A 16,077-nucleotide genomic window follows, 5' to 3' on the forward strand; every position below is an offset into this window, starting at 1 on the left:
GTTTGACCCTGAGCGGATCGGCAACTATCATTGTGGAAACTTTCAAGGCCCACGCCGCACCGCCATGTCCGATCCCCGTTCCGACCGCTTCGTCCGCGCCTACCTGAAGACGCGCCACCTCGTCCTGCTTGTCGAACTGGGCCGGCATGGATCGATCATGCAGGCCGCCCAGGCCGCGAACCTCACGCAGCCGGCGGCCTCGAAACTGCTCGGCGAGCTGGAACACGCGCTGGGCGTCACCTTGTTCGAGCGCCTGCCGCGCGGCGTCGAGCCCACGTGGTACGGCAAGGTGCTCATCCGCCGCGCCGGCGCCTCGCTGGCCGAGATGGACGCCGCGTACCAGGAAGTGATGGAACTGATGTCCGGCCTGCGCGGGCGCGTCGCGGTCGGGGCGATCCTGACGCCGTCGACCACGCTGGTGCCGGCCGCCGTTACCCTGCTCAAGACGCGGCATGCGCGCCTGAACGTGTCGATCGAGGTCGGCAGCAGCAAGCAGCTCGTCGAGCGCCTGCGTGCCGGAGACCTCGACATCGTCATCGGCCGCGTCGTGGACGGTTCGATTGCGGACGAATTCCACTTCGAGCCGATCACCGACGAGCCGCACAGCCTGATCGTGCGCGCCGGACACCCGCTGCTGGGCGCGCGCGGCCTGGACCTGGCCGAACTCGCGCAGCAGGCGTGGATCGTGCCGCCCGCCGGCAGCATGGTGCGCGACCGGATGGCGGCGCTGTTCCTCACGCAGGGCCTGGAGCAGCCCGCGGAGACCGTGTCGACGGCCGAGCTGCCCGTCGTGACGACGCTGCTGCTGGGCAGCGACATGGTGGCGCCCATGTCGGTGGAACTCGTCAAGCCCTACCTGGATAGCGGCCTGCTGGCCATGCTGCCGTACGAACTGAATCTGCGGATGGACGTCTACGGCATCATCACGCGCCGCCATCACCAGCTGTCGCCCGCGGCGGAAGCCATGCTCGGCGCGCTGCGCGAGACGGCCACGCGTCCCAAGCCGACGGCGCGCGTCACGTACATCAAATCGGTGTAAGCTGGCGCGATGGCTTCCTCCGCATCACACCGCCTGCTCGGCATCGACTGGGGCTCGAGCAACCGCCGCGCCTATCTCGTCGACGCCGCCGGCACCTGCCTCGCCACGCGCGCCGACGACCAGGGCATGCTCGCCGTGCGCCCCGATTTCGCCGGGTCGTTCGCCGCCCTCGTGGCGGAAATGGGCGTCGATCCAGGCATTCCCGCCGTCGCCTCCGGCATGGTCGGCAGCGCCCAGGGCTGGCGCGAAGTGCCTTATCTCGACATCGGCGTGCCGCTGGACGCGCTGCCCGACCACGTGGTCCGCGTCGACGACCCGCGCGCGGGCCGTCCGTGCTTCATCGTCCCCGGCTACGTGCAGCGCGGCGAGCACGTGGACGTCATGCGCGGCGAGGAGACGCAGTTGCTGGGCGCCGTGGCGCTGGGCCGGCGCGACGGCTGGTTCGTCCTGCCCGGCACACACAGCAAGTGGGTGCATCTCGCGGACGGCGTCATCCGCCGCATCGCCACGTTCATGACGGGCGAGTTGTTCGCGATGGTGTCCGCGCACGGCACGCTGGCGCCGCTGATGGCGGGCGCGCATGACGACGACAGCGCATTCGTCGCGGGACTCGATGCGGCCCGCCGTGGCGCGCCGCTGTCGAATGCGCTGTTCGGCGTGCGTGCGCGCGTCGTCTCGGGCGCCATGCCGGCCGCGCAGGCGCGCTCGTTCGTCAGCGGCCTGCTCGTCGGGACGGAGTTCGTCGCCGCGGTCGGACTGACGGGTGGCGTCGTACCCCCGACCTGCATCGGCTCGCCCGTGCTGCGGGCCCGCTACGCGCGTGCGGCCGGCCATTTCGGCACCACGCTGGCCGGCCTCGATCCTGACCGCGTGTATTGCGCCGCGCTGGCGCGCTTCCTCGACCGGATTCCTTCATGAATTTTGCCTTGCCCCTCGTTGCGATCCTCCGAGGCCTCGATCCCGCCGACGCCGGTGCCGTCGGCCGCGTGCTGTTCGACGCCGGCTGGCGCCTGCTCGAGGTGCCGCTGAACCGGCCGGGCGCGCTCGATGCCATCCGCATCCTCGTCGACATGGCCCCGCCGGACGCGATCGTCGGCGGCGGGACGATGCTGAGCGTGGCGGACGTCGACGCCGTCGCGCAGGCGGGCGGCCGCCTGTTCGTGTCCCCGAACTGCAATCCCGTCGTCATCGCGCACGCGCGCGCAACCGGCATGCTGTGCGCGCCCGGCATCGCGACGCCCACGGAAGCTTTCGCCGCGCTGGATGCGGGGGCCCATGCGTTGAAACTGTTCCCGGCCGAATCGATCGGCCCCGCGGGGCTGAAGGCGATGAAATCCGTCCTGCCGGCCGATACGCCGTTGTGGCCCGTGGGCGGCGTCACGCCCGAACAGATCCCGGCGTGGAAGGCGGCCGGCGCGACCGGCGCGGGCATCGGCAGCCAGCTATTTACGCCCGGCGTGGCGCTGGACGACCTGGCTGCGCGTGCGCGGGCGTTCGCCGGCGCCTGGCGCGGGTGAGCACCGGGGCGGAACCTTGCCGCCGCCAACAGCCCGTGCGCGCAAGGTCAGCTCAGGTACCGGAGTAAGTCGTATGCTTGCTCGATCGCACGGTCGGTCGCGGTTGCCCTTTGTTCCAAGGTGAGAGCGCGACTCTCCAAAGGCAGCTCGTCGGATCTGAACCGGGTCACCGTAGCGATCAGCACGGGAAACCGGGGCGGCGGCGCTTCACCCGCAAGGTCGAAAAAGTGTGGCGGCGTTGGCTTCAACGCATCGTGGAGATAGTGAAGCGGAAATGAATGGCGCGCATGGAACGGTAAATGGTCGAAATCTCCGAGGGCCAGTTGACGCGCGTGCTGGGCAATCGTTCCCCGGACCGTATCGAGCGCCTCGAATACGTCCAATCCAATCGGGCTTCGACGTTGGGCGAGGAAACCCAGCCCAAGCGGATTGACGTCGCGCTTCTGCTTGCCGCCCCATGTCCACTTCGCCATGATGCTGTCCACGGTCAGCGGCGCTGCCCCGGGCGCGGTCGGCCCTGCGATGGGGTAGCCCAGCAACGTGCCCATCAGCCCATCCCAACCGTTAGGATTGGACGGCGCCGGCTTGAATTCGCGCCCGGCGCCCGGTGCACCGTCGACAAGTTCTTCCAGTAATTTGCCTAGCGATTCATGGGCCGGGTCCACCGGGGTACTGGGTGTCGGCTCGCCCGCAAGCCAGTGGACCGAGTTCTGATTGGTCTTCCACCTCGTGTTTCCGGCGCCGTGGTCCCACAAGACACCAAATTTTCCGATGTCGTGGGTCGCTGCGCCGGCGCCGTTGGGAGGCACGGCAATATGGTAGAAGCCGTGGCCCTTCGGACGTGAGGCGTATCCTGTCTGGAGTTCGAATCGCGGCCATCGATGGAACAGGTAGAACTGCGAATGGTCGGTGCCGACCGGGTCCGGACCGTTGACGGGATCGTACGGGAACGTGAGGGGAGGCTGGTCGCCGGAGCGCTTCACCATCAGCAAGCAGGCGGCCCTGCGGGTGACCCTGTGTATTCCATTGCCCGCCGGTTCGGTGACGTAAACGACGAACATCCCATCCGCGAGCTCGCACCTCGGGTTTTCTTGCCCGGCCGTGAACTTCGCATACGGTGAACCGTGCAAGAAAGTCGCCCGGAAATTCACGGCGTTGACGTTCTGGTCGTACAGATTGGACGACTCGGCATTCAATCGCCGTACGGTCTGCTCCGAGATCAGGTCCCGTACGAAATGCGGCTCGTCCCTCACGCTGCTCCCGGTCGCGCAACGATGGTGAGCGTCGGAAAAAATGCTGTTGTAGGCGTCGGTGCAATTCACGCCCGCGTGTTTAATCAGCGCCATCGATTCACCTTGAAAACAGTTCGGTTTTTGTTTGTCCGGGCATTCTATTGGACACGAATATCCTGCAACCTGAATTTGCGCACCCGTCCATCCGCATCGAACAGGATCCTGAGTTCCCGGATCTGCGTGTCCGTTGCCGCCATGCGGCCGACGAGGGGCACGTATTTCACGAGCCGTGCGGCGCTGTCGTCGTACCGGTAGAACCAGACTTCGCGGCCGTTCGGGAACGCCGTCACGGACGCGTCGCCCAGCGCGCGGCGAACGTCGTCCCTCGTCGTCGTGCCCGCGACCAGCAGGCCGGCGGCGCGGTCCTGCGTCAACGTTTCAATCCGACCGTTGCCGGTGGCGGCGCAGCCGGCCAGCAGCGCGGCCAAAGAGAACATGAGCGCGGCTTTCATGCCGGATCGTCCATGTACTCGAATTCGAGCAGCGTGTCGTCCGGCCAGCTTGCGTCGAAGATGGCGGGGATGTACTGCCGGTCGCGCGCATGGCCCCAGTCGACCAGCGCATAGCCTGCTTCCGGCAGCAGGCGCGCGGAATTCGCGTACATCCATTCGCCCGCGATCGCTTCGCGTCGCGCGCCGTGGACGAGCGTGACGTTGAACACGGGACGGTCGGCGAAGAACGGATTCTGGAACGTGCGGTACGTGCACGGATCGCCCGTGGCGACGAGCGCCATGATCGACGGATCGCGCACCATGCGGCGCAGTTCCGCCCCCTTCATGTCGACCTTGCACTCGAGCCGCAGGTCGCCCAGGCGGCGTGTAGCGGGCGGCAGTCCCGGCGTGCGGATATCGACGCGCCAGGCGTACGTGCCGTCTCGTTTGTTCGTCATGACGACGGCATCCTGCGCGGCCAGCCGCGCATCCATCGGCAGCGTGAACGACTGGTTCGCGTCCAGTTCGAGCGGTATCTCGGTCTTGCCGGCGACGAGGGTGACGGCGAGGCCCGCGAACGATGCGTCCCGCGCGCGCGGATACAGCCGGAAGCGCAGGGCGGCGCCTGGTGCGAGCTGGCGGTGTTCGGCGAAGACCAGCATCCCCTTGTAGAATCTACGGTACGGGATTTCGTCCACGTCGCGCACGGCTTCGATCTTCACGACCTGCGGCGCATTTTCGTGCGTCTCCTGCGCCGTGGAAGGCGGAGCCCAGCAACCCACTGCGCCCAGCAAGGGCAGCCACGCTTGAATCCTTGTCACGGCGATGATCCCGAAGTGTCGACGGCCGGCAGCTTACCGGATCGCGTCACGAAAAGATGCACGCTTTGTCACGGCTGCTAGAATGGATGAACGATCTTCAGAGCGTACGATCATGCCCCGACCCGACCGCCACCCCGCCGCCCAGGCCTTCTGGCGCGACCCCGCCTTGCCGTTCATCGAAGCGCGCCACGTCACGGACGGGCGCGGCCTGCACTACGGGCGCCACTGGCACGAGACGCATTCCGTCGGCGTCATCACGGGCGGCCGCAGCACCTACGTCAACGGCGCGCATGCGGAGGTGGTGGAGCAGGGTGCCGTCGTCGTCGTCAATCCGGGCGACGTCCACGGCTGCAATCCGGTCGACGACGCGCCGTGGTCCTATGTGATGTTCTACTTCGATCCCGTGTGGCTGGGCGGCGTCCAGGCGCGCGTGCGCGGCCTGGCGGATCCCGCGTTCCGCCCGTACGCACAGGCGGCGTTGCGCGCGCCGCACCTGGTGGAGGCGGGCGCGCGGTTGTTCGCCGTGCTGGCGGAGACGGATCGCAGTGCTGCGGAACGCGAGGCCGCAGTCGTGGATTTCGTGGCGCGCCTGGACGGCGCGCTGGCGCCGGGGCCGGTCCCGGACACGGTCACGCCCAAGGTCGAACGCGTCGCGCGCCACATCGACGCGCATTTCGCGGACGCCCTGCCGCTGCAGGACCTGTGCGAGGCGGCGAACCTGTCCGGCTCCTACCTGATCCGCGCCTTCAAGAAGCGCTACGGTGTCGCGCCGCACGAATACCAGACCAACCGCCGCATCCAGTACGCGAAGGCGCGGCTGCGGGCCGGCGCGCCCATCGCCGAGGTCGCGCTCGATGTCGGCTTTGCCGACCAGGCCCACTTCCAGCGCGTCTTCAAGCGGATGACCGCCGCCACGCCGGGCCAGTATCGCGACTGAACGTCAGGCGGCAGCCAGCCAGACGACGCTCGCCACGAGCATGCCGGCCATCGTCCGGTTGAAGACGCGCACGCGGCGCGGGGTGCGCAGGTACACCTGCAAACGGCTGCCGGCCCAGGCCCACGCGGCGATCGACAGCCAGCACACGACGAAGTAGATCGCGGCGAACAGCCAGACGGCGGACGCCGCGCCGTCGGACGCATACGTGCCCATGCCCGCCAGTGCCGCCAGCCACGCCTTGGGACTCAGCCATTGCAGGGCGGCGCCCTGCAGCATCGTCGGCCGCGCCGCCGTCTCGCCGGCATCCAGCTCGCCCGCGTCGCTCGCCAGTTTCCACGCCATGTAGAGCAGGAAGACGACGCCGGCCCAGCGCACGACGTTCGTCACCTGCGGCCAGGCGCCGACCGCTTCGTGCAGCCCGAGCCCGGCCAGCACGAGCAGCAGGCAGAAGCCGGCGGTGGCGCCGGTGACGTGGGCGAGGCTGGCCGTGAAACCGTGGCGGGCGCCGCTGCCGAGGGCGACGACGTTCACGGGGCCCGGAGAGATCGAGGTGGCGAGGGCGAAAGCGGCCATCGAAGCGAACATGCTCATCTGCGTTTCCTTTCGTGTTGAGGGATGCGGTAGACGATAGCGGCGGCACGCGGGCCGGTATTGAAAAAAATGACCCAACCAATTGCTCAGCAACTTGCGCGTTCGGCGCGGCGTGGCGATGGTATGGTGCTGCGATGACTTCCTTCGATACGACCCGGCGCCACCTCCTGAAGGGGCTCGGCGCCGTCTGCGCATGCGTGTGCGCACCGGCGCTGGCCGCGGACTTCGACGTGCGTACGTTCGGCGCCCGCGGCGACGGCACCACGCTGGACACGGATGCCATCCACGCCGCCATCGCCGCGGCCAGCGCCGCCGGTGGCGGCACCGTGCGTTTTCCGGCCGGCCGCTACCTGAGCTTTTCGATCCGGCTGCAAAGCCGCGTCGCGCTGTACCTCGACGCCGGCAGCGTGATCGTCGCGGCCGATCCGGCGGACGGCCATGGCCGCTACGACCCGGCCGAACCGAACCCGCACGACGCCTACCAGGACTTCGGCCACAGCCACTGGCACAACTCGCTGATCTGGGGCGAGAATCTCGAAGACGTGGCGATCCTGGGCCCGGGCCGCATCTGGGGCCGCGGCCTGACGCGCTCGGGGCCGGGCGCGAACCGGCCGCTCAAGGCCGGCGACATGCCGTCCTCGCTCGGCGGCAAGGACCCGATGGGCGAGCGCGCGAAGTCCGGTACCGTGTTCGGCGCGGAGATGGACGGCAAGGGCAACAAGGCGATCGCCCTGAAGAACTGCCGCAACGTGCTCCTGCGCGACTTCTCGATGCTCAAATGCGGCCACTTTGCCGTCCTGGCGACGGGCGTGGACAACCTGACGATCGCTAATCTCACCGTCGACACGGAGCGCGACGGCTTCGACATCGATTGCTGCCGGAATGTCCGCATCAGCGACTGCGCGGTCAATACGCCGAACGACGACGCGATCTGCCTGAAGAGTTCCTACGCACTGGGCCGCGCGCGCTTCACGGAGCACGTGACGATCACCGGATGCCAGGTCTCGGGCTTCGACCTCGGCACGCTGCTGGACGGGACCTACCAGAAGACGCAGCTGAAAGCGCCGGACGAGGAGGGTGTGTGTGGCCGCATCAAGCTGGGCACGGAATCGAACGGGGGCTTCCGCAACATCGTCATCGCGAACTGCGTGTTCGAGCATTGCCGCGGCCTGGCGATCGAAAGCGTGGACGGCGCCGTCATCGAGGACGTCACCGTCGACAATCTCGCCATGCGCGACCTGACGACGGCGCCGCTGTTCATCCGCCTGGGCCGGCGCATGCGCGCACCCGCGGGCACGCGCGTCGGCGCGATCCGCCGGGTGAACATCAGTAACGTGGTCGCGTCGCAGGCGAATGCCCCGTTCGCGGCGATCGTGGCCGGCCTGCCGGAGGCGCCCGTCGAGGACGTGCGGCTGTCGAACATCACGATCGTGTACGGCGGCGGGGGCACGGCGGCGGATGCGCGGCGCGTGCCGCCCGAGGTGCCGGACCACTATCCGGAACCGAGCATGTTCGGGGTGACGCCGGCCTACGGCCTGTACGTGCGCCATGCGCGCAACGTGGAGGTCCATCACGCCGACCTGCGCACCGCGGCGCCGGATGCGCGGCCGCCCGTCGTGCTGGACGACGTGAAAGGCGAGCGCTTCGATCACGTGCAACTTGGCCGCGCGGCCGGCGTACCGGCCATACGACGGGTCAGGCCGGCATCGGCTCCGGCATCGGCTCCTCCTCGCGCGTGATACGCCACATGTCCAGGTTCACGCCCTTGCGGTAATCGTGCTGCATCTCGGGCGTCAGCACCTCGAACATCAGGCCATTCTCGAGCCACAGCTCGACGACGTCGAACACGCCGCCGCGCGAGCAGGGCACGGCGCGCCAGCCTTCGCGCCGGCCGATCGCGAGGATCTCCTCGACGGAACGCTCGGTCGCGATGGCCAGGTGGAAGCAGGCGTACGGGCGCGGGGCGGCGTCCGGATGCGGCCGTGCCATCCCGGCGCCGTTCCCCGGCGCCATCGGCAGCGTGTGCGGATAGACCTCGACCATCGACCCGCGCACGTCGCCGGCCATCGCGACCCACGCGCCGGGCCAGGGCGGGAAGCGGAACGACTGGCCGCCCCAGATCTCGGCAATGACGGCGGCGACGCGCTCGGGATCGCGCGCGGGGATGGAAGCGTGAAAGATCATGGTTCTCCTCGGGAAGTGGCGGCACGGGCCAAAGTTGCGATGACACGCACGCCAACGTTGCCGAGGTAATCCCCGAGTACCGCCCACGCCGGGACGAAGCCCAGCTGCTGTTCGAGCAGGCACCGTGCGGCGCCGACGACGCAACGCTCGAACGTCTCGAACATTGCGCCGCGCCGTGGGAGCGGCTGCGGGATAACTCCGGTGGTTGACGTGTCCATGGCGCGCATCTTGACATTCGCGCCATGGACGGTCTCGCCCCACCGGTGGGGGTATCGACTACTTGCCGATCTCGACGCGGTAGACCGGCACCACCTTCACGCCCTTCAGCTCGGCCAGCTGCGGCTTGCCGCCGAAGTCGGGCCGGTGTTCGCGCGGCAGGTAGATCGGCGCATCCGCCCGAAGGGGCAGCACGGTCAAGGTCAGCGGACCCTGGCGCTGCGCGGGAAGGTTACCCAGGTCGAATTGCCAGCGCTGGCCGTTGTAATACCAGTCGTCGACCATGCGCGTGCCATCGAACAGGCGGGCCACGTCGCCCGTGAAGTCGATGTCGAGCAGCAGGCTGTCCACGTCCTTCGACCGATTCACCGCCCCGATATCGAGCAGCCACGCGGCCGACGCGCCGAACGCTTCCGGATCCGGCTGCACGGCCGCATTGGCGTTGCCGCCGATGCGGACCGGACGCGCCGGCTGGGCGTCGCGCAGCGGCTTCACCGCGACCGCGACGTCGCGCGGCGGCAGCGTCGTGTCGAACACCTGGAACAGGCCGTCGCGGCCGGCGCTCTTCAGCGTCGTCGATGGATAGACGGCTGCGCGCACGTGCGGCTGGCCCGCGCTCCGGAGGACGAGCCGCCCGCCGTCGAAGTACGCCTGCGCGTCGCTGAGCACGAGCCGGCGCTGGCCCTGGAACGTCCCGATCGCCGCCTGGCGCGCCTGCGCCTGCGACAGGACCAGCACCGTCAGCGGCTTCGCGCCCGGGCAACGCACCGTGAACGCCGCATCGAGGCCGGGCTGGATGCCGTCCACGACGACCGCCTTGGCACCCTCGTCGACGTGCGCGCGCGTGGCCTGCACGCAGCCGCGGGCTTTCGCGCCGAACGCGAATTCGACGGGGATGCCGTCCTGCGCCGCGAACACCCACGTGCCGCCGTCCAGCCGAGCGAGCGGCTGCGCCGTCGCATACGTCAGGCGCTGGCCGCGCTCGTCACCTAAGTCGAAATTGACGGGCCAGGCGAAGTAGGCACCGGCCGGCAGGTCGACAGGTCGACGGGGCAGCGTTACCGTGCCGCCGGGCAGCTTGACCGCGAAGCGGACCTGCTCGCGCGCCGGCGTCGGATACTGGCGGATGTGGCCATCATAGAACAGGAACGCGGCTTCGCCGCGGCTGCGCACGGACCACCGCGGCGTATCCAGATCGGCCGGATCCTTCGGCACGACGTCCGGTTTGCGCACGGTCATCGGCGCCAGGCGCGCGCCGAAGTCGTGCAGGAACCAGTGGAACGGACGCAGGCTCGCCAGCACGGCGCGCTGCTGGCCGTCCGGGCCCAGCGGCGCATTGAAATCGTAGTTGATCGCCGGGACGTCGTTGTAGCCGCCGCTCTTCGTGCTTTCCTCGAGGGTCGTGCCGCCGACGGGATTGCGCCCGCCGTGGAACATGTAGTACCCCATCAGGTTGACGCCGGAGCCCAGCTGCACGGGCAGCATGGCCGCGATGTCGTCGCTGGAGACCAGCGTGCGGCGGCGGTACATGGCGGGCAGGCCCGCGCCGTATTCCGCGCCGAGGAACGGGGTCTTGTCGATGTCCGTTTCGGCCGTGCCCTGCTGGCTCGCGCGGGTCTGGGCACCGAGGTCGCCGCTCACGCGCGTGTCGAAGCGGAACGCGTACGTCTCCTTGGGCGGGAGTTCCTTCGTGCTCGTCGCCCACGGTTCGTCCGGATAGCCGCCGAACACCGGCGTCACTTCGCCCGACGGGTACAAGGTCTGGTCCCAGCCCGTGACGGTGTAGTAGGGCACGTCGATGCCCGCCTTCACGGCAAGACCCTTCAGCGTGCGGATGTGCTCCGCGCCGCGGCCCGGGCCGGCCAGGTTGTACTCGTTCTCGATCTGCGCGCCGATCACGGGGCCGCCCTGCTTGTACAGCAGGCCGTCCAGCTGGCGCCCGATCTCGCGGTAGTAGCGTTCCACGTAACGGAGGTAAGTCGGATCGTTGCCGCGCGTGGGCATCGCGTCGACCACCCAGTCCGGGAAGCCGCCGTAGCGCACCTCGGCGTGCGACCACGGGCCGACACGGACGACGACGTCCAGGCCGTGCTTGCGCGCGAGCTGCACGAAGCGGCGCAGGTCGCGGTTGCCGGACCAGTCGAATTTACCCTCGGCCGCTTCGTGGTGGTTCCAGATGATGTAGCTGGCGACGATGTCGATGCCGGCCGATTTCATCTTGGCGAGTTCCGCATCCCAGCTGGCGGCCGGGCTGCGCGTGTAGTGGAACTCGCCCATCACCGGCAGCCAGGGCTTGCCGTCGCGTGTGAGGTACTGGTTGTTGATGCCGAGCGTGTGGCCGCCCGGCGCCGTCGCCGTGCCCAGCTTGATGGTGCCGGTGCGCGGATCGGGCGCCGGCGCCGTGGCGTCGACGGTGAGGAGTTGTTCCGCGCCCGCCATGCCGGGGCCGGCGAAGGCCAGCAGCACCGCGGCGCGGAGCAGTGTGGGTCGGGTCATCGTCATCATCAGAACTTGTACGAGAGGCCCACGTTGTAGCGGCGGCCGTATTCCATCACGTTCTGCATGTACGCGTTCGCGTTCTGCGTGTAGACCACTTTCTGGTTCGTGATGTTGTCCAGGCCCACGCGCAGCTGCAGCTGCGGCGTCAGGTAGTACGAGAAGTTCGCGGTGACGTAGGTCTCCTCGCCGTTTTCCGCCATGTACCCGGCCGTCCAGCGGGGCATGCGCACGAACGGGCTGTGGTAGTTGGCGGACAGGCGGGCCTCGAAGCCGTTCTTTTCGTACCAGAGCGTGACGCCGCCGTTGTTGCGCATCAGGCCTTCCATCGGGTAGTCGTTCGTGTACTCGTGGATGTCGCTCTCGTTGTACGACCAGTTCGCGGCGACGCCCAGGCCGTCGAACGGTGCCGGCAGGCGCGTGAACGCGTGCTGGTACACCAGCTCCAGGCCGCGCACATAGCCGCCTTCGCCGTTGATGGAACGGGTGATGACCGCCTGGCGGTTGCCGATGGTCGTCGTGTCGGTCGTGATGCCGATGTAGCTGCCGATCTGCTTGTAGAACAACGCGGCCGAGAACAGCGAGCCCTTGTCGAAGTACCACTGGTACGCGAGGTCGGCCTGGTTGGCCATCATCGGCAGCAGGCCCGGATTACCGGCGCTGCCCGTCAGCGGCTGCTGCGAGCCCGGCGTCGTGTCCATCGAGATCTGGCGCGATGCGCGCATCTCGTCCATCGGCGCACGCGACATGGCACGGGCCAGCGAGAAGCGCACCTGGTGTTTCTGCTCTTCGTCGAGGCCGAAGATCAGGTTCATGCTCGGCAGGGCCTTCGTGTACGAGGCGCCGCCCGACACCGCCGTCGGCGCCGCGCCGTTGACGGACTCCATGCCTTCGCCCGTCTGGCTGGTGTGCAGGACGCGCACGCCCGCATTGCCGCGGTACTTCAGGCCGAACATCTCGCCGTCCAGGTCCGCCTGCGCATACAGGGCGCTCGTGCGCTCCTTGACGCGCCAGCCGGCCAGCAGGTCGTTCGCGGTCGGCGTACGGCCGCCCGCATCGAGGGCGCCCGGACCGAACGTGGAGGACACGGTGCCTTCGAAATCGTTCAGCATCAGCGCGGGGAAGTAGCCCGGCACGTTGATGGTGGTGTACGCGGAGGCCGGGATCGCGGCATTGTTCGGCGAGACGTTCCACGTGGTCTGGCGGTACGACTTCTCGCGGTCGGCGAAGCGCGCGCCGATCTTGATGCGGCTGACGGGGCCCAGGTCCAGCGGCAGCGCGCCGCTCAACTGCGCGGAATCGAGGCGGTCGTGGACGTGGCCGTCATTGTCGATGACCAGCTGCGGCGCGCCGAACGTCGCGAGGTTGCCGGTGTCCTGGCTGTACGAATACGACTGCTGCTCGTTGCCCGTGAAAGCCCACGACAGGGTGCCGTTGTTCGCGGTCGTGTTGCGCACGTCGGCCCACTGGCTGGCGCGGCTCGCGCGCGACGTGGCGACGTCCGCCTCGACCTTCCAGTCGCCCACGTTGAACTTGCCGTTCAGGCCACCGGCGAAGTTGTCCATGTTCTGGATCCAGCGCGTGCTGTGCGTGGTCAGGCTGACGTCCTTGACGGTCGCGCCGGTGACGTAGCCGTTGCGGATGTCGACGTTCGAGTAATTCCCGGTCTGCCAGCCGTCCCAGTTGCCGACGTCGCCGGTCCAGTGCTGGACGCTCGGCTCGCGGATCTTGTTGCGGGCGAAGTACAGGTCGGCCGTGATCAGGGCGTCGGGGCTCGCCTTCCATTCCAGCTTGCCCAGCACGCTGCTGCGTTCGTTGGTGCCGCTCTTGAGCTCATCCTCGAAGCCCCACGGCGTCTTGTCGACCTTGCCGTCGCCATTCAGGTCGGCGGAATGGTCTTCGTTGAAGCCCCAGTGGTTCTTGCGTTCTTCGATCGACGGCTGCTTCTGGTAGCTGAACGCGACGGCCGCACCGATGGTCTTGTTCGCGAACTGGTCGATCCAGATGCCGCCCAGGCGCGGGCGCACGGTCTGCGCATCGACGTCTTTCGCCAGCGGGTAGTACAGCGTGTCGGCCTTCAGCGACGCCTGGCGGCCGTTGTACTTCAGCGGCTGCACGGTCTGCAGGTCGATGGTCGTCGCGACGCCGCCTTCGACGAGGTCGGCGTTCTGCGTCTTGTAGACGATGGCGCCGGACAGCGACTCGGACGGGAACTGCTCGAAGCGCACCGCGCGGTTCGGCTCGGACGATGCGAGTTCGCGGCCGTTCAGCGTGGCGCCGATGAAGCGTTCGCCCATGCCTCGCGCGACGATCTGGCTGGCGTTGCCGCGATCGAGACCGGCGGCGAGGCCCGGCAGGCGCGCCAGCGATTCGGCGATGGTGGTGTCCGGGAGCTTGCCAATGTCTTCGGAGGCGACGACTTCGACCATGCTGTTGGAGTTCTCCTTGACGGAGAGGGCGCTGCGCACGGACGCGCGGATGCCGGACACGACGACCTGCTGCACGGCGGTGTCGCCGCCCGCGGCCGGTTCGGACGATGCGGTTTGCGGTGCCTGCTGGGCGAGGGCGGGGACGGCGGGGAGGACGAACAATGGGAAGAGCGAGCGTACGAGTACGCTCAGGGTTTTCTGCTGCATGTAATCTCCTTGCTTTTGTCGTTTAGACTTATGTGTTGTTGTCGACTTTGTTGGTGCGTCGAGCGAACCAATCAAGCGACTGACCGGCATTCTGTCGCGTTGCAAGGAGCACAACCATTATGTTTTTCACCAGCGTATATACGAAGTTCATATAGCCTGGTGAAAAACATAAAAAAGGCAGCCCGCAGGCTGCCTTGGTATCTCACATGTTTGATGGGCACATGGTGCCCACGCGCATTACCACCACATGCCGTAGATCGTGGCCAGCACCACGCAGATGACGGCCGAGCCGAGGGCGAACGCGCCGTCGACCTTGAACAGCTTGGTGTCGACGATCAGTCCCTTGACCTTGCCGCGGGCGAACACGGTGCTGAGCAGGACCATGCCCGCGACGACCAGCCAGAACACGATGAACATGCGGTCCAGGAACGGGATCTCGTAGACACCGCTGCCGTTGTCGTGGGCGAAGCCGATCGGGGCGAGGAAGGACAGGTCCATCATCCCGGGCAGGAACTTCAGGATGATCGAGAACACGAGACCGCCCACGGTCGCGAACATCGCGGCGCTGGACGTGGTCTTTTTCCAGAAGAAGCCCAGCAGGAACATGGCCAGGATGCCCGGCGAGACGAAGCCCGTGTATTCCTGGATGTACTGGAAGCCGCCTTTCTTGTCGATGCCCATCAGCGGGGCGATCAGCACGGCCAGCAGCATCGACACGACGACGGTCATGCGGCCGATCCACACCATCTTCTGCTCGGTGACGTTCGGGTGCAGGCGTTTTTGATAGATGTCCAGCGTGAAGATCGTGGCGATCGAGTTGGCCTTGCCGGCCAGCGACGCGACGACGGCGGCGGTCAGTGCCGCGAACGCGATGCCTTTCAGGCCCGACGGCAGCAGTGCCAGCAGGGTGGGGTAGGCGCGGTCCGGATTCAGTTCGCCGCCGACGCGCATCGCGTCGCCCAGCGCGCCGGAACGGTCCAGCGCGAAGGCGGCGATACCCGGCATGACGACGATGACCGGCATCAGCAGTTTCAGGAACGCGGCGAACAGCAGGCCTTTGCGGGCGGTCGGCAGGTCGGCGCCGAGCGCGCGCTGCGTGATGTACTGGTTGCAGCCCCAGTAGTTCAGGTTCACGATCCACATGCCGCCGATCAGCGTGGACAGGCCCGGCAGGTCCATGTAGTTCGGGTTGTCGCGGCCGAGCACCATCTCGAAGTGGTCGCGGGTCGAGTTGTACAAGCTCGAGAAGCCTTGCAGCGCGCCGTGGCCATTGCCGAGTTTCGCGACGAGGTCCAGGGCCAGCCACGTGGTCACGAGGCCGCCGATGACGAGGCAGGTCACCTGGATGACGTCCGTGTAGCCGATGACCTTCATGCCGCCCAGCGTGATGATGGCGGCGAAGACGGCGAGGAACAGCATGCAGGGCAGCACGCCGATGCCGGTGACGCTGCCGATGGCCAGCGCGCCCAGGTACAGGATCGAGGTCAGGTTGACGACGACGTACAGGCCGAGCCAGAACAGGGCCATCGTCGTGGCGACGGCCTTGCCGTAGCGCTGTTCGAGGAACTGCGGCATCGTGTAGATGTGGTTCTTCAGGTAGACCGGCATGAAGAACACGGCGACGATGACGAGCGTGGCGGCGGCCATCAGTTCGTACACGGCGATGGCCATGCCGATGCGGAAGCCCGAACCACTCATGCCGATGAACTGCTCGGCGGAGATGTTCGAGGCGATCAGCGAGGCGCCGATGGCCCACCAGGTAAGGGAACCTTCGGCCAGGAAGTAGTCGTGCGAGGCGGTCGTATTCGCGCTCTTCTTGCGGCGGTAGACCCACAGGCCGTAGCCTGCGACTACGACGAAGTAGAACAGGAAGACGATGGCGTCGAGGCGGGAAATCAGATTCATAGGTTTGTCTCG

General features: G+C 67.7%; 13 protein-coding genes. 5 read left to right on the forward strand and 8 right to left on the reverse strand.

Translation table 11 applies throughout. The features are described 5' to 3' along the window. Window positions 1-64 precede the first annotated feature (64 nt). The 3 genes from ACEN9G_RS27215 to ACEN9G_RS27225 are packed head-to-tail and all read left to right on the forward strand — an operon-like array spanning window position 65 to window position 2,556. Window positions 65-1,039, forward strand: a complete 975-nt coding sequence (locus tag ACEN9G_RS27215) for a LysR substrate-binding domain-containing protein (RefSeq protein ID WP_413341668.1) — start codon at window positions 65-67, stop codon at window positions 1,037-1,039. Between the two features lie 9 nt (window positions 1,040-1,048). Beyond that, a complete protein-coding gene (locus tag ACEN9G_RS27220) occupies window positions 1,049-1,957 on the forward strand; it encodes a 2-dehydro-3-deoxygalactonokinase (RefSeq protein WP_483127267.1) in 909 nt (302 codons plus the stop codon). After that, on the forward strand, window positions 1,954-2,556 hold the full coding sequence (locus ACEN9G_RS27225) for a 2-dehydro-3-deoxy-6-phosphogalactonate aldolase (protein WP_483127268.1): 603 nt from the start codon (window positions 1,954-1,956) through the stop codon (window positions 2,554-2,556). Before ACEN9G_RS27220 ends, ACEN9G_RS27225 begins: the two co-directional genes overlap by 4 nt. Before the next feature lie 47 nt (window positions 2,557-2,603). Here the strand turns inward: ACEN9G_RS27225 and ACEN9G_RS27230 are convergent, their stop codons facing one another. From ACEN9G_RS27230 to ACEN9G_RS27240, 3 genes are read right to left on the reverse strand one after another with little or no spacing between them, the layout of a single operon-like run. Beyond that, complete coding sequence (locus ACEN9G_RS27230; protein ID WP_483127269.1) at window positions 2,604-3,902, reverse strand: hypothetical protein; 1,299 nt, start codon at window positions 3,900-3,902, stop codon at window positions 2,604-2,606. Between the two features lie 44 nt (window positions 3,903-3,946). Then, the gene (locus ACEN9G_RS27235; protein ID WP_413342870.1) at window positions 3,947-4,300 is read right to left on the reverse strand and encodes a hypothetical protein; all 354 of its coding nucleotides are present in this window, start codon (window positions 4,298-4,300) and stop codon (window positions 3,947-3,949) included. Then, window positions 4,297-5,100, reverse strand: coding sequence for a hypothetical protein (locus tag ACEN9G_RS27240; protein WP_413342868.1), 804 nt, complete (start codon window positions 5,098-5,100; stop codon window positions 4,297-4,299). Before ACEN9G_RS27240 ends, ACEN9G_RS27235 begins: the two co-directional genes overlap by 4 nt. Window positions 5,101-5,212: 112 nt before the next feature. On the opposite strand from ACEN9G_RS27240, the gene ACEN9G_RS27245 reads away from it, so the two are divergent. Then, window positions 5,213-6,037, forward strand: coding sequence for a helix-turn-helix transcriptional regulator (locus ACEN9G_RS27245; RefSeq protein ID WP_413342866.1), 825 nt, complete (start codon window positions 5,213-5,215; stop codon window positions 6,035-6,037). 3 nt (window positions 6,038-6,040) lie between these two features. Here the strand turns inward: ACEN9G_RS27245 and ACEN9G_RS27250 are convergent, their stop codons facing one another. Continuing rightward, window positions 6,041-6,628 carry a LysE family translocator gene (locus tag ACEN9G_RS27250; RefSeq protein ID WP_413342864.1) on the reverse strand — a complete coding sequence of 196 codons (588 nt, stop codon included), beginning with the start codon at window positions 6,626-6,628 and terminating at the stop codon, window positions 6,041-6,043. 134 nt (window positions 6,629-6,762) lie between these two features. Here ACEN9G_RS27250 and ACEN9G_RS27255 point away from each other — a divergent pair, with 134 nt between their 5' ends. Then, window positions 6,763-8,367: a rhamnogalacturonidase gene (locus ACEN9G_RS27255; protein ID WP_413342862.1), complete on the forward strand. Its 1,605-nt coding sequence runs from the start codon at window positions 6,763-6,765 to the stop codon at window positions 8,365-8,367. On the opposite strand, the gene ACEN9G_RS27260 is transcribed toward ACEN9G_RS27255, so the two are convergent. The 4 genes from ACEN9G_RS27260 to ACEN9G_RS27275 form a co-directional block, all read right to left on the reverse strand. Further along, a complete protein-coding gene (locus tag ACEN9G_RS27260) occupies window positions 8,324-8,812 on the reverse strand; it encodes a hypothetical protein (RefSeq protein ID WP_483127270.1) in 489 nt (162 codons plus the stop codon). The two genes, ACEN9G_RS27255 and ACEN9G_RS27260, sit on opposite strands and share 44 nt — an antisense overlap. A 276-nt stretch (window positions 8,813-9,088) precedes the next feature. Next, complete coding sequence (locus ACEN9G_RS27265) at window positions 9,089-11,524, reverse strand: beta-galactosidase (RefSeq protein ID WP_483127271.1); 2,436 nt, start codon at window positions 11,522-11,524, stop codon at window positions 9,089-9,091. 8 nt (window positions 11,525-11,532) lie between these two features. Then, complete coding sequence (locus ACEN9G_RS27270; protein WP_413342648.1) at window positions 11,533-14,160, reverse strand: TonB-dependent receptor; 2,628 nt, start codon at window positions 14,158-14,160, stop codon at window positions 11,533-11,535. A gap of 237 nt (window positions 14,161-14,397) precedes the next feature. Beyond that, window positions 14,398-16,065: a sodium:solute symporter family transporter gene (locus tag ACEN9G_RS27275; protein WP_413342649.1), complete on the reverse strand. Its 1,668-nt coding sequence runs from the start codon at window positions 16,063-16,065 to the stop codon at window positions 14,398-14,400. Between the last annotated feature and the right edge of the window lie 12 nt (window positions 16,066-16,077).

Source organism: Massilia sp. Masssp94 (assembly GCF_059491305.1).